Genomic DNA, 22,311 nt, shown 5'->3' with positions numbered 1-22,311 from the left:
CCTGATCTATTTTCCGCTGAGGGGGAACTCTTTCATGCTTCATGATACGGTTACAAGCAAGCTGCGCTCCATTGTTGGCGGGCAGTGGTTCAAGGATGATCCGGAATCGCTAATTACACATTCTTATGATGGAACGCCGATGCTGCAATCGCTGCCGGATGGCGTCATATATCCTGAGAATACGGCACAGGTGTCGGCCATATTGAAGCTGCTGCAGGAGCATCGCATCCCGGTTGTCAGCCGTGGCTCCGGTACGAATCTATGCGGCGGAACGGTGCCGGTCCAAGGCGGGATCGTCATGGTGATGCACCGGATGAACCGCATTCTGGAAGTGGATCTCGAGAATCTCACCGCTACCGTGCAGCCCGGCTTAAATACGAAGCAGTTTATTGCGCATGTGGAGCAGCTTGGTCTGTTCTACCCGCCGGACCCGAGCAGTATGGCGATCTCGACTATAGGGGGCAATATTGCCGAGTGTTCAGGCGGGCTTCGCGGCTTGAAATATGGAACGACGAAGGATTACGTCATCGGCCTTGAAGCCGTACTCGCAAGCGGCGAGATTCTTCGTACCGGCGGGAAGCTGATGAAGGACGTTGCCGGCTATGATCTGACGAAGCTGCTGGTCGGCTCAGAAGGCACGCTTGCTGTTATTACGGAAGCGACGCTGAAGCTGATCCCGCCGCCGAAGACGAAGAAGACGATGCTCGCGATGTATAAGGATTTGTACGGCGCGGCACGCACGGTCTCCAAGATCATTGAGAACCGCATTATTCCGGCGACGCTGGAGTTTCTGGATAATCCGACGATTCGAGTCGTGGATGATTTCGCGAAGCTGGGACTTCCGCTCGATATGGATGCGATTCTGCTCATCGAGCAGGATGGCGATCCGGAGATGGTGGAGCGGGATATTGAGCGAATCGCGGAGATCTGCCGCAGCGAGAATGCGGAGCGGGTTACTATAGCAGCCGATGATGCGGAGGCGCTGAAGCTGCTGACTGCGCGGCGGAGTGCTTTTACGGCGCTGGCCAGATTGCGTCCGACGACGATTCTGGAGGATGCGACGGTACCGCGCTCGAAGATCGCCGAGATGGTGCTCGCGATCAACGAGATTGCCGAGCGGCATAACGTGACGATCTGTACGTTCGGCCATGCCGGGGATGGCAATTTGCATCCGACCGCTACGACAGACGCGCGCGATAAGGATGAAATTCATCGTGTGGAGCTGGCTTTCGAGGAAATCTTCGAGGCCGCAATTGCGCTCGGCGGCACGATTACGGGAGAGCATGGCGTTGGCCTTGTGAAAGCACCGTATTTGGAGTGGAAGGTAGGCGCGGCTGGCATGGAGGTTATGCGGGCGATCAAGACGGCTTTTGACCCGAACAACATCTTGAATCCGGGCAAAATGTTCGCCAAATCAACACGCAAAAGGGTGGTGCTCGGCCATGGCTAACTCCCTTGTCTCCCTGCTTGAATCCAGGGAAGGCGGCAAGTGCAGTGAGCTCGCGACGACGCTGAAGAGTACGCTCGATTATGATCAGCTCACCAATTGCATGCGCTGCGGCTTCTGCTTGCCGGCGTGCCCGACCTTCCGCGAAACAGGCATTGAAGCGGAATCGCCGCGCGGACGTATCGCGTTAATGAAGGCAGTTGCGGATGGGATCATGGATCCCGACTATGCGTTTGAGACACAGATGAATCATTGTTTGGGCTGTCGTGCTTGTGAGCCGGCATGTCCTGCCGATGTGAAATACGGGCAGCTGCTGGAGCAGGCGCGCGATTCCATCGAGCAGCATACGACGAGCCATCGCTGGTGGGTGAAGCTGGCACGCAAGACCGCATTTGAGGGGATGTTCCCCCATCAGAATCGGATGCGGCTGCTTGGAGGAGCGCTGCAAATCTATCAGCAGTCCGGATTGCGCAAGCTCGTTCGCGGCGTCGGTCTCATGAAGCTGTTCCCGGCCCATATGGGGCAGATGGAGCAGATCTTGCCGAATGCTTCGTATCGCGGCGTGGTCGAGCAAATCGGCTCCTATCATCCGGCTTCAGGTGAGCGCGTGGGAACGGTAGGTTTGTTTCGGGGCTGCATTATGGATGTCCTATTCACGGAAACGAATAAGCATACGGTTGAACTGCTGAACGAAGCAGGTTTCGACGTCGTTATTCCCGAGACGCAAAATTGCTGCGGCGCACTGCATGCACACAGCGGCGAGCAAGCTGGGGCGAAGGAGCTGGCTAAACGCAACATCAAGGCGTTCCAATCCGCAGGCGTCGATTGGATCGCTTCCAATGCCGGCGGCTGCGGCGCGCTGCTGGTGGAATACGACCACCTGCTGCACGATGATCCGCAGTGGGCGCAAGGAGCAGCTTGGTTTGCGAAGCGCACGCTTGATGTGAGCAAGCTGCTCGTGGAGCACGGCCGCCTGCAGGCTGCGGCGACGCAGGCCGTGGCGGCGAGCAAGGCAGCCGCGGCGCCGAGCAGCGGAGGAGGCGGCGCGGCGAAGCCGAGCTCGAGCAGCGCGGCAGCAACCGCAGCAAGCAGCAGCGGTGACGCGGCGAAGCCGAGCTCGAGCAGTGCGGCAGCAGCCGCAGCAAGCGGCAGCGGTGACGTGGCGAAGCCGAGCTCGAGCAGTGCGGCTGAAACCGCCGCTGCCGGATGCGGCAGCTCCTGCGGAGGGGGCGGCGTAAGCTTCGCATCCACCGACAAGGTCCGCATCACCTACCAGGATTCCTGCCATCTTCGCAACGCGATGCGCTCATCCGAAGCGCCGCGCAAGCTGATGCGCAGCGTGGCGAACGCGGAGTTCGTTGAACTCCACGAAGCAGACCGCTGCTGCGGCTCGGCAGGGATCTATAATTTGACCCAGCCGGATATGGCCGGTCAAATTCTCGATCATAAGATGGATCATGTGAAACGAACGGATGCCCATTACTTGCTCACGAGCAATCCCGGCTGTCTGCTGCAGATGAAGCTCGGCATCGAGAAGCATGGGATGAGCGGCAAGATGGAAGCCGTGCATCTGGTTGATTTTCTGCATGAGCGGATATGTAAGTCGGAATAGGCACATAAAGAAACAGTCCGGGGTCTCAGTCCCAAATGCAGAATGAAGAGAAACCCAACGTTTATAAACGTCGGGTTTCTTGCGTTATCTGCTTGTTTAATAGCTTTTCTCTTCGTACTCTGCACAGTCGCAGCCATGAGCGTCTGTCGGGTCGCCAACCTTTCGCTATCGCCTAGTAACGGTTGTCAGCGTGGCTATTTCATAGAAACAACTACCTTTAAAACTCTAACGGTTGTGAGCATCGTTATTTACTGCGCAAGGGGTGATTTTTGCCGGAAAATGTCCAAATAAGCCCGCTAGCAACCGTAAGAAAATCAAAACGAACTTTTGTGGCCAAATAACCACTGTCACAACCGTTACAGGTTGGAAGATGGCTCTTATGCCTGCCGTTCCGACAGTCCCGGACAGTCTCTATCTCTCACTCACATCTGCCAATGAGGAAATAATCCTCGACGTGAACATGGTCCCTGGTGACTGAAACGGCAAAAGCAACGCTGCTGCCTCCGATACCGCTTGTCTCAATACGAACGCCGAAGACATTGACCCCTGCATATACATTGTCCAGCGTATAGCTGGAGCCCGGTTCTCCGATCGGATTTAGCGAAACCAGCTTCATGACATAAGGGATTTTCTCACCGGCTCCGGTGCCGGACGGCACGACTTGATAAACTTGGATTGCTGCAGTAGAAGGCTTTCGGTCAGTACTGAACACACAAATCGAAAGGCTGGTGATTTGTGGAACCTGGCCGTTCCAAATCGGTTCTGAATCATAGATAGGCATAACTCGTCCTCCTCTTGCTTAACGAATCTGAAAGTCTACTAACTACTATATGAAAGGAGGACAGGTTCGGTTAATAGATGGCTATCTATTTAACAGATAAATCCATATAAAAAAGAGGAGCGAATTCGCCCCTCCGATGAACACCTATATATAAAGCTGAATGAGTGAGTGTGAGTGAATTACACCCACCAACCATTATCCTTCTCATCCAGCAGTTCCGCGGAAACCTCGTTCCATTGGAACGAAGTCTCTTCACCGTTCAGCACCCAGCGGCTTGGACAAGTCGTGCGCAGCCAGTCCAGCGGTTCGCCAACAGGCAACGGCTGAGCCGCCAGCTCGAAAGCGGCGCGCAGTTCGAGCTCTTGCTCCTTCGTGACAATGGCCGGATCGGCCGATACGAACAGCGGCGTGCCGCTGCCTGCAAGCAGGCGCAGCCATTCCCGGTTGTACGCCCAAGGCACATCCTTCGTTAAGCCGAGGCAATCTGCGTCGTGGCTGTAGAAGGTACCATGCTGTGCCATTCGAAAAGCCATCGTATTCACGCCCATGTACCGAGTCCGCTCCCACCAGCGTCCGCTTGTATCGTCGCCGGTCCGCTGAATTTCGAACAATCCTGCAGAGAGATGACTGAAGGTGTTGCAGCCAATGATGTCCGCCTGACCGGAGGCTTCGGCAATGGTCCGGTACAAAGCGAGCGTAATTTCGGCGGTTGTCTTGGAACGGTCATGGAACGCATAAGGCAGTGCATGAGGCTTGGATTTCATTGTGAAGCCCCATTGTCCGAGCATGTCGTACGTCGTAAAATCATGCTTCAGCATATCGAATCCGTAGCCTACCATTCGTTCTACCGATTCGCGAATATGTGCCAAGACATCCGGAATACTAGGATCGAGCACGCTGCTTCCGGTTGATGCTTCCTTATAGCGAATCCATTCTGCAGGCACGTTCTCAGTCGTCAGGAGCGGGCGGAACCAGAGGCCGGGCTTCACGCCGATCTCTTTCATTTCACCGGCAAGTCGCTCCATGTCCGGGAATTTACTGTTGCCGATCCACGGCCCCCCATTACAGGTGCCTCCGTTATCTTTGGCTGACTGCCAGCCATCGTCAATGACCATATATGGACGATTGAGCGTATTCGAAGACAACGAAGAAATGAACCGCGAATCCTCCAAAATCTCTCGATGTGAGCTTTCCCCGTAAGCATAATACCAGTTATTACCGCCATATACAGGCTGCTTCGGCATTAAAGGCTTGTCACACATCATAGCGCAGAATCGTCTTGCCGCTGCAAAAGGCGTTTCACCCAGTGTGCCCGGATCATAAATGATATCGGCTACAGAGAGAGTACGCGCACCTAGAAATACGCCGCTATTCCCGCTTGTAACATCAGCCGTGAATGTTAGTCCATCCGAATCGAGCTGCCAGTAACAGAGCGAGTTTGCGCCTGTTTTCACACCGTAACCGGCCGTGCGCAGCCCATCATGGGCAAGGAAATACCAAGGCATAACGCGCTCCGGCACGATGCCTCGCCATTCGAGGTCCCCATAACCGCGCTCCCAGTGATCGCCGAGTATGAGCAAATTTCCTGCAGGTGCTTCGTTCCAGCGCAGTTTGATTGTGCGAACTGCTGCAGTAGGCGCTTCCAATTCCAGTGCGATTGTGTTCCCTCTGCGTTTCATCGTAATTGCCAGACCGGATGCTTCCCATCTATCCGCCCCGGCGCGGGCAAGAGTGTGCCACTTATCATCCGTTCGGATGACGATAGCGCTTGGTTCGTTTGACAAAATCATAGCTGTCAAAGTAATGCCTCCTTATGTAATCGATTTATAGATCTATTCTAATACGGATAACCCCTCCCGGCATACACATAAGTAACATCGGGTGCGGGGGTGGTAGGTATGGAAGCCTTTAAGTCTCTCCTGACACAACTACTGATCCTCCTCTTTACGCTGCTGTTCATATATCCATCGATTCTGTTCGCTATGCTGGTGCTGGGCTTTACGGATTCATGGAAGTCGGGTACCGTTATGCTCGTATCGGCACTGCTGCTTCGCTTTATTTTGAAACGTGAAGTCGCCAAGCTTCCTCCCATTCGCAGAACAAAGCAAGAGCAGTTGGGCAGCTTCCCCGGTGTTTATCATCATGAGGAGTCTCCGCCGCAGCTCAGCGACATCTACTACGATATTGCCGCAAAGTTGAGAGAAGAAGAGGAGATTGTTCGAATCGTGAATCAAATGAATGAGAAGCCTGGACCTAAATAAGCTACAACCGCCAAGTTAGAGCGTGCATGATGCTCTGGTAAGGTGTTTTTTTTTGCGTTTCCAATTGTTTACAAGTGTACGGATCGTTTTCTATAATGGAGTAATCTGACTAGCGATGGGGAGTGAACGTCTATTGAAGCGTTACGTGTTTGCAATTGTTGCAGCATTTATCATGATTTGCTTAGCTCTACTCGCCTATTGGGATGTGTACAGGCCACGGGTTGGTCCGGTCGGTAATGGGCCGGATGATGCTGCCGTTCTAAGAGTACTGATTTTTCGTCTCATTTATTCCGTGGGTCTACTAGTCGCTGGCATTATTGGTTTATATAAGTATAAGAAGAAATCGTAATGAAAGTAGGTCAGCCTGCATATGTGTATGGACTATTTATCCAATTACCGTCATGTTCAATCGATTGCGAAAGCAACGATGAATGATTTGCAGACCTATATCCGTGAAGGTGTAACGGAGCGCGACATCGTGGACAGAGCGGAGAGCTTCATGCGGAGTAAGGGAATTGCTAGCTTCTGGTACTATGGGATCGGAGCCTTCGTCCATGTCGGTAAGCGGACGCTGATCTCCGAATCTGGGAGAGGCTACGAACCGACGGCGTGCGTTGTTGGTCGCGATGATATTATAACGGTTGATCTCAGCCCGGAGCTGAACGCGTATTGGGGTGATCATGCTCGAACTTTTGTCGTCTGTGATGGCAGGGTGGTAGAGGAACAGGAGTTACGGGGTAGCGACATTGATTTTGCCGGTGGCGTCGAAATGGGGATCGCACTACATGATGCGTTTATTAGCTACGTGAAGCCGGACCGGACGTTTGAGCAAGTCTATCAATATATCAATGAGCTTCTGCGCCAGCATAGCTACGAAAATCTTGATTTTGCCGGTAATGTAGGCCATACAATTGTGTTTCATAAGGACGATCGAAGATACTTCGAGCGGGGAAATACGATGAAGCTCAGTGAAGCGGCGCTGTTTACGTTTGAGCCGCATATCAGTCGGAAGAATGGCGAGTATGGGTTCAAGCGGGAAGATATCTATTATTTTGACGAGGGCAAGCTTGCTTGCTTATGAGATTGGGCGGCTGTTGAAGCCGTCTTTGTTATTTCATGGGACCAATTGGAGAAAATAATGCATTCAACGGGGTGGTTGCTCCCTGGTAGTCTGGCGCGAATGTTGCAGAAACTGCAACATATTAACCTTCATAGCAGCGGTAGATGGGCAATTGTTGCAGAAACTGCAACAATACTAAGCAGTTTGGCCTCTAGGTGGCCGAAATAGCAAGGAATGTTGCCTATTGTGCAACATTCCTCAAGATTAGAGCAATATTGCTCGGAAATGCTGCAGAAACTGCAACACTTCTGATTACATTCGGATGAATTCTGGGCTGGAGCGGGAGTAGGAGTAGGAGTAGGAGCTGGTTGTGATTGACAGCTGAACTGTCAACTGAGTATACTGTATATATGAATATATACAGTATACAGAGCGGAGGCGAGCAGGGGATGACGAGCTGGCAAGGTGCATGGAGATTGCTTCGTTTTGATGGGAGCCGTTCTTGGATCGGACTGCTGATTACGATAGTATTCGTTAGTTACATGGTTGTTGTAATGATGCCTATATTTAACGATTTGCTTCTGCATAAAGATACAGGCGGCTCAGTGTGGGGATATGATTTCGTTTATTTGTCCATTCTGCCGACCATGGGTTTCCTGATGAACCGAAGTATGGTGCAATACTGGGGAAGAGATCCGTATACGCGAAATAATGCTTACCTGCGAACAATGCCGATTAGCTGGAATACGATCATCCTGGCAAGGTTGCTGCAGTTTATCGTTGTATTGACCATCGTTTCTCTTTATTTCTTTACTTTACAATACGTCGCATTAAATGAGCTTCGTGAGCTGATGACGCCCGGAGAGTATGTTATCTTCTCGTTCATCTGGTATGGTTATGCAATGATGGCGGGGTCCACTTATATCTTCTTTGAACAGACCGTAAAAGGGAAAATTTATATGCTCATCTGCTGCTGTTACCTGCTGTTCTACGCTTTAGTCGGCTTAATGCTGTGGCTGGCAGATACGCATCTGATGTTCACCACCATTGAGGTGTCACGTGATCATGCCATCCTTTGGCCGATTCTGTCGGTGTTCATGGGAATCATGGTGGCCGCACTGATGGGCGTTTTGATTCGGAAGCGAAATACGAAACGCAATTTGCTGGAATAGCGTAATGAATGCGAGAGAAGGTGTGGACGGTGTGGATTCCTATACAGCTGAATGAACATAGTGCGGAGCCGTTATACCATCAGATCGAGGTGCAGCTTCGTGCATTCATTGTCAGCGGTCAATTGCCGGAAGGGACGCTGCTTCCATCCATACGTGAATTGGCGCACCTGACCAAGTGCAGCATCATAACCGTTCGGCGGGTGTATCAGGATTTAGAGAGTGAAGGACTGCTTCGCACTCGGCAGGGAACGGGAACCTTTGTCGCGAAGGTAGACACGGAGTCAAGGGATCGACAGCGGCGAACCGCGGTCATGGAAGCGATGGAGCAGGCGGTGGAAGCTGGACTTCGGGTACATTTTAGCGATGAAGAATTGATTGACATGCTGCAAGACGTGCTGCGCCGGAAGCGAGAAGGAAGCACGGCATACCATCAGGGCGGGGAGGCGGATAAGGATGAGTGAAGCTGCTGTTCAAATTACCGGAATGACGCAGCGCAGGCCGAATTTCGAGCTTGGTCCTATCAATCTGGTCATTCCGAGCGGCTTCGTGACGGCAATCGTCGGTCCTAACGGCTCGGGGAAGAGCTCGTTGTTTCGACTGCTGCTGGACCTCGCCAAACCGAATAATGGGCGAATTGAGCTGCTGGGCGAGACTGTCGGATCAGGTAATGATACGAAGCTGAAGGAGCGAATGGGTTATGTGCCGGAGCAACCGGTCGATCTGGAGGATGGACTGCGCGGGAATCAGAAAGCGGCTTTCGTCCGGCAGTGGTACCCGAAGTGGGATGTTCACCTCTACCAGGAGCTGCTGCGCCGGTTCGAGGTAGACCCAGCGATCAAGCTGGGCAAAATGTCTAAGGGGATGCGGCGGAAATTCGATCTATCGCTCGCGATGGCGCATCATCCGGAGCTGCTGCTGCTTGATGAACCTTCCTCGGGTCTGGATCCGATCGCTTGGAAGACCATGATCGATGTGCTGCATCGTTATATGGAGCAGGGCAATCGGACTATTCTAATGGCTTCTCATATTGTCGACGAAGTCAAGCGGCTGGCAGACTATATTGTGTTCATGGTGCAGGGTAAGGTGCTCGGGATCTATGAGAAGGATAGCTTGCTAAGCGCATGGCAGGTGATGTATATCGATGCCGCCGGAGTCAATATCAATTGGAAGCAGATGCCCGGTTACCGCGGTGCGAGCCTATCAGGCGCAACGACGTACAAAGTGGTAACAGAGGATGCGCTGCAGGCAGAACGATGGCTTATGGAACAGAAGCTTGGATTAATCAGCAAACAGAAGCTGGAGCTCGATGAGATTTTGCTGCATCATATCGAACATGCGAGGGGAGTTTTCTAGAAGATGAATGCGTTGAAGCTTGAACATGTTTTTAAGCAATATGGGGACAAAACAGCTGTTAATGGGATCAGCTTCGAAGTTGCGCAAGGTGAGATTTATGGATTGCTCGGCGCCAACGGGGCAGGGAAAACAACAACGATGCGTATGGTGCTCGGCCTTATTTATCCGGATTCCGGGAGCATTCGATATGATGGCAAAGCGTATGGGAAAGAACTGCTGAAGGGACTCGGCTATTTGCCGGAGGAACGCGGTCTGTACCCGAAGGTGAAGGTGTCTGATCAGATCCTCTATCTCGCACAGTTGCGCGGCATGTCCAAGCGAGATGCCGACCAGAACTTGAAGCGCTGGCTGGATCGATTCGGCGTGCCGGAGTACTACAACAAGAAGGTCGAGGAGCTGTCCAAGGGGAATCAGCAAAAGATCCAATTTATCGCTGCCGTCATCCATCATCCGCGCATCGTTATTATGGATGAGGCGTTCAGCGGACTGGATCCGGTTAACGTGGAACTGCTCAAGTCGACCGTTAAGGAATTGCGTGATGCCGGTTCATGTATCTTGTTCTCGACACACCGGATGGAGCACGTGGAGGAGCTGTGCCGCAATATTACGATCCTGCATAAATCGAATACGGTTCTGCAAGGCAACCTGAAAGCCATTAAGAAGCAGTTTCCCAGGGAGCGCATTATTCTGGCTACGGACGGCGAGGTAACCGGTCTTGAAGCGATCGGCGGCGTCATGAATGTGAAACGACATGAGTATGGCTATGAGCTGCTGATCACTGATGAGACAGCAGGCCGCCCTGTATTGGAGCTGGCCATGGCGCAAACCGGCGTGAATCGTTTTGAAATCTTGGAACCGACGCTCAATGAAATCTTTATTAAGACGGTAGGTGAGAGCCATGAATAGCGGATTCTGGACGGTTGTCGGCTTTACGGCGAAGAATAAGGTGCGCGGAAAAGCATTTCTGATTACGACACTCATTATTGCAATCATCATGAGCATTGTCATCAATTTACCCTACATGATCGATAAGTTCAGCGGCGAAGGGAAACCGACTGTGGTTGGTTACTTGGACAGCACGAGCGAGAAGGTGAAATCAGAGTTATTCACCACCACACGAATTGCGGATATGCTTAACAACTACTACGGGAAACAGGAGAAGCCTGAGCTGAAGCTGGTTCCAATTGCGGATGCAGGTTCGGCGGAAGCCAATGAGAAAGCGCTGAAGCAGGCTGTGGCCGATGATGTTATTCATGGCTATATTGAGTTCTCGCCGGGTAAGGAGAGCGGTTTCCCAGCGATTACCTATAAGTCCGAGAGCTTGATGGAATCGAAGGTGTCGTCATCGTTGTCCGCGGCGCTGCAGGTGGTTAAGATGGAAGCGGTCATTGGCGGAGGCGGATTGAGCGACGATGTGAAGGCGCTCCTGACGAAGCCGATTGAGCTTGATTCCGTGCAGATCTCCACAGTGGAAGGTGCAGGATCGATCGGTTCAGGCAAAACGAAGGCACAGCAGGGGATGGATTTCGGAACGGTATACGTCATCATCATCATGCTGTTCATGGCCATTATGATCAGTGGCCAGATGATTGCAAGCGAAATTACGGCCGAGAAGAGCTCCCGCGTCATGGAGATTCTCATCACGAGCGTCTCGCCGCTGAAAGCCATGTTCGGCAAAATCTTCGGTATGTTCTTAGTCGTCCTGCTGCAGATGGCGATTTATGTTGTCGTGATCGTGATCAACATGACGCTGCCACAGAACGCGGATAAGCTCGGCGATCTGGGCATTTCACTGAGCGACATCGATCCGGTACTGCTCACGTATTCACTGGTATTCTTCCTGACGGGTTACTTCTTGTTCGCGACGCTGTTCGCGGCCGTCGGCTCTATCGTCAGCCGTACCGAGGATCTCGGTCAAGCGGTATTGCCAATTACGATGCTGTCGCTCGCGGGTTTCTATATCTGCATCTTCGGCGGCATGAACAATCCGGGCTCGATGCTGATGAAGATCTGTTCGTTTATCCCGTTCTTCGCGCCTTACGCGATGGTTTCACGACTCGGCTTGTCCGACCCGCCGCTGTGGCAAGTGTGGATATCGATTGCGACACTGCTGGCTTCCATCCTTGTCTTCGGCTGGTTGTCCGCGAAGATTTACCGCGCCGGTGTGCTGATGTATGGCAAGAAGCCGTCGCTTAAGGAGCTCGGCAAGGCGATGCGCGCTTATAAGTAATTTGGTGAAATTGTAATTTAATGATGCGAGTAATGGTTATAGTTGAGACTATATACAATATTTAATGAGGATTACTAAATCTTCTAAATGAGACCAGATATTATAGCCAGTTAGATCAAACCATTGATCTAACTGGCTTTTTTACATCATCGGGATAATTGAAAAGGTCGTTGCAGTTCTTTCCATTCGAACACTAACAGGGCCTTCTTGGTGTTGCCTTGCCTAATTAAACGTTGCCAATCTCGAGCTGGGCCGCTTTGATCTCATGCGGTTGTCTGCAGGGGATTCGAACGATAATCGTCGTTCCTTTGAGCTCGGAGCTCTCCATTTCCAATCCGTAGGCTGCTCCAAACAACAGCTTGATCCGCTCGTTAACGTTGTACAATCCTATGCTTCCTCTTTCGGCAGATTGTGATGAGAGGATCAGTTTCTGCCTGATTTCGTTCAATTTATCCGGTCCAATGCCGCTTCCGTTGTCGGCTATTGTGATACGCAGATCATTCTCATCTCTGTAGCCCTGAATCGTAAGCAGGTTGTTTTGACGCTTACGGTCGAAGCCGTGCATGAGATAGTTCTCGATAAGCGGCTGGAGAATCAATTTAATGATGCCGTACCCCATAATCGACGGTTCGACTTCGATCTCGTAGTGAAAGAAGTTTTGATATCTCGCATTGAATATTTTGAGGTACATGTTACATAAGTCGATTTCTTCAGCCAGGGTGACGACCGAATCTGCTTTGAGCGATGCCCGGAAGAGAGCAGCGAGCGAATGAATCATCTCTCCGCCCTCGTCATTCCCGTCGATCTCTAGTCTAGCTCGGATCGCTTCTAGGGAGTTGTACAAGAAATGCGGATTGATCTGATTCTCGAGAATTTTCATTTCTGCGATTTTTTGCTGCAGCTCGTAAACGTAAGACTTATTAATATGGTCCTGCAGGCTGTCGCACATTTTGTTGAAATGGACGGCGATTTGTTCGAATTCATTATCTTTATTGTTCAGAGGGATACGGTAAGCCAAATTGCTTTCAACCGTTTTGCTCATTGCTTTGACGATGCGGTTAACCCGCTTGGATATTATGCTTGTTACAAGAAAATAAACCGAGAAGATGAAGAGCAACAGAATAATGGCGGCGATATAAGTGGAGTTGTTAAAAATATTCAGCTGCTTCTTCAATGCTGACTTGGGCAATACGGCTGCATAAATAAAAGGGTCTTTATCGGAGCTGGCCATTCTGACCATGCTGTCCTCGGCCAACATCACGGAATCCGACGATTGGCGGAGCTGTTCGAAGTAGGGATATTTTCGCCCGTAGAAGGCAGCTGACGAATCGAAGACAACCTCCCCATCCTTCGTTAGCACAAGCAAATAGCCTTTCATGTCTTTGCCAAACTGGTTGATGGTATATTGCAGGTCGTCCATCCCGAATTCTACAATGAACCGACCCAGAAAGAGGCTGGAGCTCGGGTAGTAAAAGTTACTGGCGACGTCAAAGTAGTTCTTGGATGCTTGGGAGGCCACGTATTTCCCAGGATGGGAAGGAACAATAAAGCTCTCCTGTGAAGAATCCCGTAGTCGGGGAATGTTCTGCAGGATCGCTTCGGTATGGTCAAAGAAGGCATAGTCCAAATCATACATGTACAAATAGGCCCTCTGTGAATGGCTGTTATAGAAGATGAGGTTGTTAATGTTACGGTCAAGGCTTAATAGGTCTTCGAGTTTGTAAGCCATGTTCTTTCTCTCATAGGAGTCTAGGGGCACAGTTTCTGACTGGTCCGTAACGTCCATCATACTCATGATATAAGCAAATAACTGTTCGTCATCGTATATTTTGAGCAGGATGTCTTTAATCGTCTTCGTACGGTCGTTCATCGTATTCTGCAGCGCTGCGATAATTTGCTGATGGATCCCGATTTGTCCTTCCTTCAGCAATGCGTAGGAGTTTCTGGATACGTACCCTGTGAAAATATAGAGCGCAACGGATAGAACCAGAATATAGAGCAACAGGATTCGGGTAAAGAGCTTGATGCGTATCCGTTTTTTCATTTGAATTCTGCCGGTGACACACCGGTCGCCTTTTTGAAAATTTTATAAAAATGGCTTGGTTCCAAATAACCGACTTTGGCTGCTATGTCCGTCATTTTCATGTCGGTTTGCAATAGCAGTTCCTTTGCCTTCTCGATTCGCAGATGGTTCAGGTAGCTGCTGAACAAGATCCCGGTTTCTTTCCGGAACAGTTGACCCAAATAAGACGCATTGATATTAAATTTATAGGACAACGTCTTTAGCGATAAATCTTGGTTTGAATGCTGCAAGACATAGTCCAAGATCGGTTTTATCGTCGCGTTGCCAGTGCCGCTCTTATCGCCGAAGAGATCCGAAGCGAGGGCAACAGTGTCATAAACAAGCTTAGCCAGATCATCGAATCGGGTAGAGGACTCGAATCGAAGGTAAAGATGCTTGAACTGATCTGGAACATGCTGCGGATTAACAACTGACTTTTTCACGGTGTTGGCGATTTGAAACAGCAGCTCAAGCAGCTCATTCTTGAGCTGTGAAAGCGGGAGATGCGATGCGTCTTGAAGACCTCCTAACGCGGCCCGCGTCAATTCCAAACACTCTTCTTTCCTTCCGGCCAAAATTAGGTTATTGATGGTTTCGTAAGGAAGGCTCGGTATCTGTTCTTGTCCGGAGTGGTTCTTCATATCATCGTCGGAATCGATCAGACTGTTCGGCGGCAATAGAAAACTGTAGCCTTGCAGCTCTTTGGCGGACTGATAGCTGAGATCTGCGCCAAGCAGATCGGTTGTCCGTTGCCCGATCGTGATTAAGATTTGGAGGTCATTTCGAGCTTTAATCTCGGAAAGAAATAGCTTTAGCTGGCCTAGAAGGGGAGCGCCGCCGCTTGTTTCAGTGGGTTCAGAGAAAATGGCAACCACGTCGTAGGAAGAGTCACAGAAAGACAAACGCAGCGTATCGTGGTTAAACCATTGAGCCAGTTGATCGCGGATCGTTAAGGCAACCTTGTGCTTCTGTGCGTTATCTTCGCCGCTCAGAACTCGAATTAACGCAATGCGAAAACAATCGAGATTCAGCTCGATTTGAGCGATTTGTGATTTCTCTTGCAATTCGGCTCGTGAGATAGAACCTGAAACCCATCGAAGCAGGATGTTCTCGCGAAATGCATTCAACTGTTCGGCAAGTCCGATCTGACGGTTCGTGGTATCCTGCAGCTTCAGGGCGATCGCTGAAATGCTTGCAACGAATTCGTTCTTATCCAGCGGTTTCAGCATGTAATTCTCGACACCAAGCTTGACAGCCTGCTTTACATATGAGAAATCGTCATGACCGCTTAGGATAAGAATCTTGACGTCCCATCCACGCTGATGGATGCTGCGAATGAGTTCGATTCCATCCATTTGCGGCATACGAACATCCGTAATCAGAAGATGGACTTGGTGTTTCTCCATCAACTCAAGGGCTTCAATTCCGTTGTAAGCGTCCCCAATTACATCAAAGCCAAAATCATCCCACACGGTCGATTTCCTCAATGCTTCGACTACGATCGGTTCATCATCTACGATCAGCACGTTATACATGTGACAGGTCCCTCCAGTTAGCATCTAAGATAGCACAATTGATGATCGTGTGAAAAGGCTCTAGAGTTTTGACAGTTCGATTAAGAGTTTTGACAATTGAGCGTCATCCTCCATCTCCGTTACCATTAGTGTCAAGGGAGGTGACACTCAACCATGAGCAGCACAGCAAGCAGTAAAACTGTAACCGTTTCCGAGAAGGAAGGCAAGAAACTGTTTTATATGGCTTTGCCATTCATAGCGCTGGTATTCGTCTTCAGCTACTTGCCTCTTTACGGATGGATGTACGCGTTCTTCGATTACAAGCTCGGCCATAAGTTGTTCGATTCGGAGTTCAAAGGGTTCTTCTTCTTCAAAATGATTTTAAGCGATCCGATCACAGTCGACGAAGTGAAGCGGATTATGTCGAATACGCTAGGCATTAGTTTCCTAAGCCTGCTCGTTCAAGTATTGCCGCTAATATTCGCGCTATTCCTCGTGGAGATGAAGTTTGAGCCGCTGAAGAAAGCCATTCAAACGTTGACGACGCTTCCGAATTTCTTAAGTTGGCCGTTAGTGTATGCGTTTGCATTCTCCATGTTCTCGGAATCCGATGGCTTTATCAACAAGCTGCTGATACAGCTTCATATCATTGAGGATCCGATCAACTTCTTGGTTAGTTCGAGCCATGTCTGGTTGACTCAAACGGCGTACTTGGCTTGGAAAACGATCGGTTGGACAGCCATTATTTACATTGCCGCCGTAACGTCGATAGACAACGAGCTGTATGAAGCAGCCAGGATCGACGGCGCCGGGAGGTTCCGGATCATGTGGTCCATCACGGTACCGCATTTAATGCCTACCTTCTTCGTACTGATGATGCTCAGCATAGCCAACTTTTTGAATAACGGCCTCGATCAGTACTTGGTATTCCAGAACGCACTGAACACCGATTCCATCGAGGTGCTCGATCTCTATGTGTACAATGTCGGCATACGAAACGGCATGTCAGGCTATAACTATTCGTTTGCCACGGCGGTCGGCATACTGAAGTCGGTTGTCAGCATTGCGCTCTTGTTCTCGGTGAACTTTGCCTCGAAGAAGGTTCGCGGAGAAGGAATCATTTAAAGAGGGGATTGCCCATCATGAAACAAAAGGCATCATTCGGGAGCTTCAGCTTCAGCTTCATCAACAGTACGGCGTTTATCCTGTTTGCGCTGTTATGTATTTTTCCCTTGTATTACATCTTCGTGCTCACGGTGAGCGACAACAAATGGGTAACTTCCGGTGCGCTGGTCGTATTCCCGAAGGGGTTCAATATCCAGAACTATATTCAAGTTCTAAAGCTTGACGGAATCGGCATGGCGCTGTGGGTTACGATTCTCAAAACGGTTGTCGGTACAGCTTGTACGCTCGCAGGCTCGTCATTCCTTGCATTCTTGTTCACAAAGCCCCACATGTTTATGAGGAAATTTCTATACCGGTTCGTGCTGGTCACGATGTACTTTAATGCAGGCTTGATTCCATGGTTTATCAACATAAAAAACCTTCATCTGATGAATACGTTCGCCGTTTATATCATTCCGTACATCGTTGCTCCGTTCTATATCATTCTGATCAAGACGTTTCTGGAGAGCATCCCGAGCGCCTTGGAGGAGTCAGCCCAAATCGACGGAGCCGGTATATTTCGGGTATTCTGGAGCATCTTAGTACCGCTGTCCAAACCGATTCTTGCCACGGTTGCCGTATTCGAATCGGTCAATCAATGGAATAACCTGCGCGATAATTTGTTTCTTATCACAGATTCACGGCTGAATACGCTGCAATTTGTCTTGTACAAGTTCATGTCGGAAGCGGATGCGTTAGCCAGCAAAATTATGGTTAACGGTGGAGCGGGCCTATCGGCCTCGAATTTCACGCTCACACCGACCGCGGTCAGCATGACGATTGCCATGGTTGTTATTCTCCCGATTGTCTGCATCTATCCTATTATGCAACGTTATTTTACCAAAGGGATTATGCTAGGTGCAGTGAAAGGGTAGAACTACAATATAGACGCATGTATACAAATGGGGAGGCACACAAGAATGAAGAAGAAGGTTTCAGCTTTAGCGGCGGTGACAATCGCTACGATGCTCACTGCAAGTTTGGCTGGCTGTGGAAGCTCGAACACGGGGAATAACGGTAATGTTACCGGAAACACGAAGAGTGATGCGGCTTCGAACGACACGGCGAACGCGGCGAATTCGAATAACACGACGACTGCAACTGAGGAGAAGGCGCCGCTTGAAGCAGTCAAAATTTCGGCGTTGATTGGGCCAAGCAGTCTTTCCGGCGTTCAGAGCGATGAGATTTCAACAGAGATCTTCGAGAAGAAATTCGGCTTGAAAATCGATCATATCTTCGCCGGCGATAAATTCGACGAAAGGCTCTCCGCAATCATGGCAAGCGGCGATATGCCGGACCTGATCGAGTTCAAAGATAAAAAGCAATTCGAAAGCGCTGTCAAGGCAGGCGTTCTGATGTCCTTGGATGATCTGGTCGCGCAGTACGGTCCTGACATCACAAATAATCTTCCTTCGATGCTTCAATACATGAGAGACAACTATAGCGATGGATCAGGCAAGCTGTATGGCTTGGCATCGCAAATCGGCGTCAGTCAGCCAACGAACCTTCTTCATATGGCTCTCTATTCCAGATATGATCTCTACAAGAATGCCGGATCTCCGGAACTGAAAACCTATGATGATCTGCTGAACACATTGAAAACAATGCAAACGGAATATCCGAAGAATGACAAAGGCCAGAAAGTATATCCATTGCAGCTGTGGAGCGATTGGGATTCCATCAGTATGAGCTTGGTCGACTTTACGATTCCGGGATACATGGGTGTCAGCGCAAACTCGGGAACGCTGCAATTCACGGAATACGATCCAACTACCAAACAGCTTAAGAGTGTATTTGATCCTTCCAGCGATTACATGAAAGGCGTAGAATTCTTCCATAAAGCGAACCAACAGGGTATCCTTGATCCCGATTCGATCTCCCAAAAATGGCCCAACGCTGAGAGTAAAACGAAAGAAGGCCGCGTACTGACGACAATGTGGGGCTGGCAATCGCAAATCTTTAACGGCAATGATCTCGTTAAATCTAATCCTATGGCAGGCATGATTCCGCTGTTCCCGAAAGACGAAGCGAAAATGCTCGTACAAGCAGAATTGCCGGTCGGCGGGGGTTATGTGTTCGGCATTGGCAAAAACTCCAAAAATGCGGACCGCATTATCCAGCTGCTGAACTACTCCGCAACGGTACAGGGCTCGACTGAACTGATGAACGGCGTCGAAGGTAAGGCATGGACGCTCAACAACGGAAAAGCCGAATATGCACCTGAATACTTGGAAAAAGTGGCGAAGAACGATCCTTCCACAGCCGGCTATGAAAGCTTCTTGATGCTAAATAAATGGAACATCGATCCAAGAACGAACGAGTCGATTACGCATGAAGGCTGGTCGCAGTTCGTGAAGAAAAACCTGACGGCTGCAGAGCAGGAGTGGGCAACTGCGAATAATTCGTTGAATGTGTATGACTATGCCAAGAAGAATCTGACGGTCGTTCAAGACGATGGTGTAGTGGCACTCGCAGGAGCTCCTTCGGATGATATCAAGGTTATCCAACAGAAGCTGGGTGAAATCCTCAAAACGATGTCATGGAAAATGGTATACGCGAAGAATGACGCGCAATTCAACGAGCTTAAGCAAGAGCTGATCGATAAGGCAACACAATTAGGTGCGGATAAAAACTTCCAATGGGCTCAAACCGAGCTTACTGCCGCATCTGCAAAAGCATCCAAATATACAGAATATCACGTTCAATAACAGACTGATTTATCCATAAGTGTTATGGGTGCCGCGGCTATATTTGGAATCTACGGGCTCCAAATATAGCCGCTTTCTGTTTAAGAACGGGTTGAAGGAGACGTTGAACTTGAATTATTACGTATCTGTTCATGGTAGTGATTGGAACCCCGGTACGGAACAAGAACCGTTTGCGACGCTTGCGAAGGCGCGCGACTGCGTCCGCTCCATTAATGGCCTAATGACGAAGGATAACGTCGTTTATTTGCGTGGAGGCATCTATTATCTGGATAGCGAGTTCGTGCTTGACGAACGAGATAGCGGTTCAAACGGATTTAACGTTCAGTACCGCAATTACCCGGGCGAAACGCCGATTCTCTACGGAGGACAACGAATTACAAACTGGGAGCACATCAAATTTAGCGTCTATAAAGCGAAGGTTGGTCGTAATTGGTCATTTCAATCCTTAATCGAACACGATGAATGGGGGATTCGTTGCGCAAGCAGCTCGCTTACAGGCCCAGGGCAATGGTATTTAGATACACAAGAAGGAGAACTGTTCTATTGGCCGCGAAGCGGGGAAATCACGAACGCGGTAATTGCCGCACCGACCATGACAGATATGTTCCGTCTGGTTGGAAGCTCGCCTTCTACCCCGGTAAAGAACATTCAAGTTATTGGACTGCAGCTTCAATTAACGGATACTATCCAGCATTTTGATTATGTGGACTCCATTGATTTTGTAAACGGCAACGCAGAGCGTGAAGAAACAAAGCACGGTCTCATTTATATGGAAAATGCGGAATCCATTAGGGTTGTGAATTGCAAGCTCTTGAATGCCGGCGTGTGCGGAATATGGCTCAACAAGCATGCACAGCATAACGAGATTTATGGAAACTGGATTGAAGGCTCCGGTTTAAACGGGGTTTATTTTACGGGTTGGTCCTTTGACCAAGGACCGTTTCTGTCTGCAGAAGATGCTTATGTCAACAAGTTCAATATCGTATCCAACAATTTCATCTTTGACAGCGGCAAATTCGAGCTGACGCGAGGCTCCGGTATACAGCTTCATCAAAGCGGTGACAACGAGATCTCTCATAATCGCATTTTGAAGGCGCCTCGATATGGCATTTCCATGAAAGGCGATCGTTACGGAGTCCTCGAAAATCATGGAGCTATCTATGGGATCCCGGTGACGAGAGACAATCGCTATGATTTTCTTTATACCCGAAATAATCGGATCTTGTTTAATGACATCTCCAATGTGATGACGAATTCAGAAGACGGTGCAGGCCTTGAATCTTGGGGAGTAGGTACGGGGAATGTATACGATCATAACTGCGTACACGACTTTGTCAATCTCAACCATTGGCGCAACTGGTTCGGAGGCATCTACTTAGATGACTGCTCGGATTACATGACAGTCACGAACAATATCGTATATGGGATACACGGCGGTCATGCTTTCGGCATTATGGAGAAAGGCATTGAGAATCGGGTATTTAATAACATAATTGCGAATAACGGACTGACTTGGGCGATCTGGATGCAAGAATTTGCCGAGGTCTCTTATGGTTTGAAGCTTGGCTGCAACATCCTATACAACAATAATACGACCGCGATTTATGGCTTTGAACACCTTCCCGAAGGCTTTGCGGGGAATCCCGTTTATACATCTGTTTATGATGGTGAGCTGCCAGAGAGGATTGCGGGCTTCGATCATAATCTCATTTACGAGCCGATGGGGTCAACAGATGTACTTATGGGCGATAAAAGTACCGTTTATCTCTCCTATGAGAACTGGAAGGCGGCTTATGGACACGATGCACATACCGTATTCGGCAAGGATCCGCTCTTCGTGGATGCCGAGAATGGAGATTTCAGACTTCGTTCGGACTCGCCTGCTTGGGCGCTCGGTTTTAGACCGATCGATCAGAGCTTGATCGGTCTGAAGAGCGATTTCCCATGGGAGCCAATTCAAACAACGCCTGTCAGTGCGTTAATAGAAGTTAACGGTATTCGCAATCCTCCTCGTTTACATCAAGCAGCGAAAGAGGTAACGCTATGATTTATACAACATTCGGCCAAACCGGCCTTAGAGTCTCCAAGCTCGGCCTTGGCGGTGCACCGCTTGCAGGCGACTTCGGTAAGACGGATGAAGCGGAGGTGCAAAGCCTCGTGCACGAGGCAATCGATTCCGGAATTAATTTTATCGATACCGCGCCTAAGTATGGCATGGGCGAATCCGAACGCCGAATCGGCAAAGCGCTTGCTGGACGTCGAGATAAAGTCATTCTCGCATCGAAAGCGGTCCGCTCGGATCTTCGCTACGATTACGACAGCACGATCCGCTCCGTTGAAGAGAGCTTACAGAGGCTGCAAACCGATTGGATCGATATCCTGCAGCTGCACGATGTGGAATCGCAATCGGTCGATCTCATTATGAGCGAAACTGTTCCTGCTCTCGAGAAATTGAAACAGGATGGGAAAATTCGTTTCACAGGCGTAACGACGCGTGTTCTGCCTCTACTAATGGACTATATGAGGACAGGCAGCTTCGATGCCGTTCAATTCTATACCCGTTATATGCTGATCGACCATACGGCTAAGGATGAAGTGATGCCTCTTGCGCAGGAAACCGGTATCGGCGTCATCAACGGCAGCGTTCTGGGACTGGGCATGCTGGCGGATGCTCCCGCTCATTTTCTGGAAGAGGAAATCTCAAGTAAAGCGCAAAGCCGCATCGACCAGCTGCAATTCCTGCGCAAATCGGAGCCAAAGGGCCTTATTGAACCGGCCATGCGGTTTAGCATAAGCCATCCCGCTATTCATGTGACATTAACGGGAACATCCTCGCGAACGTCTCTTCGAACCAACCTGTCCTACTGCGATGGGAGAGGCTTGGAAGAGGAAGAACTTCAGAGCGTTTATGATCTGTTCCAAGGTCAGCCATTGTTTGACTAGTTTT

General features: G+C 49.8%; 19 protein-coding genes. 15 read left to right on the top strand and 4 right to left on the bottom strand.

Translation table 11 applies throughout. The annotated features are described in order from the left end of the window. Positions 1-34: 34 nt before the first annotated feature. Both AC0YN4_RS28995 and AC0YN4_RS28990 read left to right on the top strand, forming a co-directional pair. Positions 35-1,450 carry an FAD-linked oxidase C-terminal domain-containing protein gene (locus AC0YN4_RS28995; protein WP_475837407.1) on the top strand — a complete coding sequence of 472 codons (1,416 nt, stop codon included), beginning with the start codon at positions 35-37 and terminating at the stop codon, positions 1,448-1,450. Next, positions 1,443-3,059, top strand: a complete 1,617-nt coding sequence (locus AC0YN4_RS28990) for a (Fe-S)-binding protein (protein ID WP_475837406.1) — start codon at positions 1,443-1,445, stop codon at positions 3,057-3,059. The genes AC0YN4_RS28995 and AC0YN4_RS28990 overlap by 8 nt, the downstream gene beginning before the upstream one ends. 418 nt (positions 3,060-3,477) lie before the next feature. On the opposite strand, the gene AC0YN4_RS28985 is transcribed toward AC0YN4_RS28990, so the two are convergent. Together AC0YN4_RS28985 and AC0YN4_RS28980 are read right to left on the bottom strand one after the other, a co-directional pair. After that, positions 3,478-3,840, bottom strand: a complete 363-nt coding sequence (locus AC0YN4_RS28985; protein WP_475784313.1) for a hypothetical protein — start codon at positions 3,838-3,840, stop codon at positions 3,478-3,480. 179 nt (positions 3,841-4,019) lie between these two features. After that, entirely contained in the window at positions 4,020-5,630 is a 1,611-nt protein-coding gene (locus AC0YN4_RS28980; protein ID WP_475784350.1) for an alpha-amylase family protein, read from the bottom strand. Positions 5,631-5,738: 108 nt separating this feature from the next. On the opposite strand from AC0YN4_RS28980, the gene AC0YN4_RS28975 reads away from it, so the two are divergent. From AC0YN4_RS28975 to AC0YN4_RS28940, 8 genes are all read left to right on the top strand, one after another. Continuing rightward, positions 5,739-6,101, top strand: coding sequence for a hypothetical protein (locus AC0YN4_RS28975; RefSeq protein ID WP_475784314.1), 363 nt, complete (start codon positions 5,739-5,741; stop codon positions 6,099-6,101). A gap of 133 nt (positions 6,102-6,234) precedes the next feature. After that, a complete protein-coding gene (locus AC0YN4_RS28970) occupies positions 6,235-6,450 on the top strand; it encodes a hypothetical protein (RefSeq protein WP_475784315.1) in 216 nt (71 codons plus the stop codon). Positions 6,451-6,477: 27 nt separating this feature from the next. Then, on the top strand, positions 6,478-7,182 hold the full coding sequence (locus tag AC0YN4_RS28965; RefSeq protein WP_475837405.1) for a M24 family metallopeptidase: 705 nt from the start codon (positions 6,478-6,480) through the stop codon (positions 7,180-7,182). 428 nt (positions 7,183-7,610) lie between these two features. Further along, positions 7,611-8,333 (top strand): hypothetical protein, encoded by a 723-nt coding sequence (locus AC0YN4_RS28960; protein WP_475784317.1) that lies wholly within the window; start codon positions 7,611-7,613, stop codon positions 8,331-8,333. Between the two features lie 29 nt (positions 8,334-8,362). Further along, positions 8,363-8,794 (top strand): GntR family transcriptional regulator, encoded by a 432-nt coding sequence (locus tag AC0YN4_RS28955; protein ID WP_475784318.1) that lies wholly within the window; start codon positions 8,363-8,365, stop codon positions 8,792-8,794. Next, positions 8,787-9,686, top strand: coding sequence for an ABC transporter ATP-binding protein (locus AC0YN4_RS28950; protein ID WP_475837404.1), 900 nt, complete (start codon positions 8,787-8,789; stop codon positions 9,684-9,686). The genes AC0YN4_RS28955 and AC0YN4_RS28950 overlap by 8 nt, the downstream gene beginning before the upstream one ends. Before the next feature lie 3 nt (positions 9,687-9,689). After that, positions 9,690-10,592 carry an ABC transporter ATP-binding protein gene (locus AC0YN4_RS28945; RefSeq protein WP_475784320.1) on the top strand — a complete coding sequence of 301 codons (903 nt, stop codon included), beginning with the start codon at positions 9,690-9,692 and terminating at the stop codon, positions 10,590-10,592. Further along, positions 10,585-11,916: an ABC transporter permease gene (locus tag AC0YN4_RS28940; RefSeq protein WP_475837403.1), complete on the top strand. Its 1,332-nt coding sequence runs from the start codon at positions 10,585-10,587 to the stop codon at positions 11,914-11,916. Before AC0YN4_RS28945 ends, AC0YN4_RS28940 begins: the two co-directional genes overlap by 8 nt. 226 nt (positions 11,917-12,142) lie before the next feature. Here AC0YN4_RS28940 and AC0YN4_RS28935 read toward each other — a convergent pair whose 3' ends face one another. Next, a complete protein-coding gene (locus AC0YN4_RS28935) occupies positions 12,143-13,960 on the bottom strand; it encodes a sensor histidine kinase (RefSeq protein WP_475837402.1) in 1,818 nt (605 codons plus the stop codon). Continuing rightward, the gene (locus AC0YN4_RS28930) at positions 13,957-15,513 is read right to left on the bottom strand and encodes a response regulator transcription factor (protein ID WP_475837401.1); all 1,557 of its coding nucleotides are present in this window, start codon (positions 15,511-15,513) and stop codon (positions 13,957-13,959) included. Before AC0YN4_RS28930 ends, AC0YN4_RS28935 begins: the two co-directional genes overlap by 4 nt. Positions 15,514-15,666: 153 nt before the next feature. Here AC0YN4_RS28930 and AC0YN4_RS28925 point away from each other — a divergent pair, with 153 nt between their 5' ends. From AC0YN4_RS28925 to AC0YN4_RS28905, 5 genes are all read left to right on the top strand, one after another. Next, entirely contained in the window at positions 15,667-16,617 is a 951-nt protein-coding gene (locus tag AC0YN4_RS28925) for an ABC transporter permease subunit (RefSeq protein WP_475837400.1), read from the top strand. A 17-nt stretch (positions 16,618-16,634) separates the two neighbouring features. Next, positions 16,635-17,531 (top strand): carbohydrate ABC transporter permease, encoded by an 897-nt coding sequence (locus AC0YN4_RS28920; RefSeq protein WP_475784325.1) that lies wholly within the window; start codon positions 16,635-16,637, stop codon positions 17,529-17,531. Between the two features lie 45 nt (positions 17,532-17,576). After that, on the top strand, positions 17,577-19,364 hold the full coding sequence (locus AC0YN4_RS28915) for a type 2 periplasmic-binding domain-containing protein (RefSeq protein ID WP_475837399.1): 1,788 nt from the start codon (positions 17,577-17,579) through the stop codon (positions 19,362-19,364). 109 nt (positions 19,365-19,473) lie between these two features. Beyond that, positions 19,474-21,411 carry a right-handed parallel beta-helix repeat-containing protein gene (locus AC0YN4_RS28910; RefSeq protein WP_475837398.1) on the top strand — a complete coding sequence of 646 codons (1,938 nt, stop codon included), beginning with the start codon at positions 19,474-19,476 and terminating at the stop codon, positions 21,409-21,411. Next, positions 21,408-22,307 (top strand): aldo/keto reductase, encoded by a 900-nt coding sequence (locus tag AC0YN4_RS28905; protein WP_475784328.1) that lies wholly within the window; start codon positions 21,408-21,410, stop codon positions 22,305-22,307. The genes AC0YN4_RS28910 and AC0YN4_RS28905 overlap by 4 nt, the downstream gene beginning before the upstream one ends. Positions 22,308-22,311: the final 4 nt, after the last annotated feature.

The organism is Paenibacillus sp. J22R3 (genome assembly GCF_056269305.1).
Note: the sequence above shows the minus strand (reverse complement) of the source record. Positions and strands in the feature narration are given on the sequence as shown.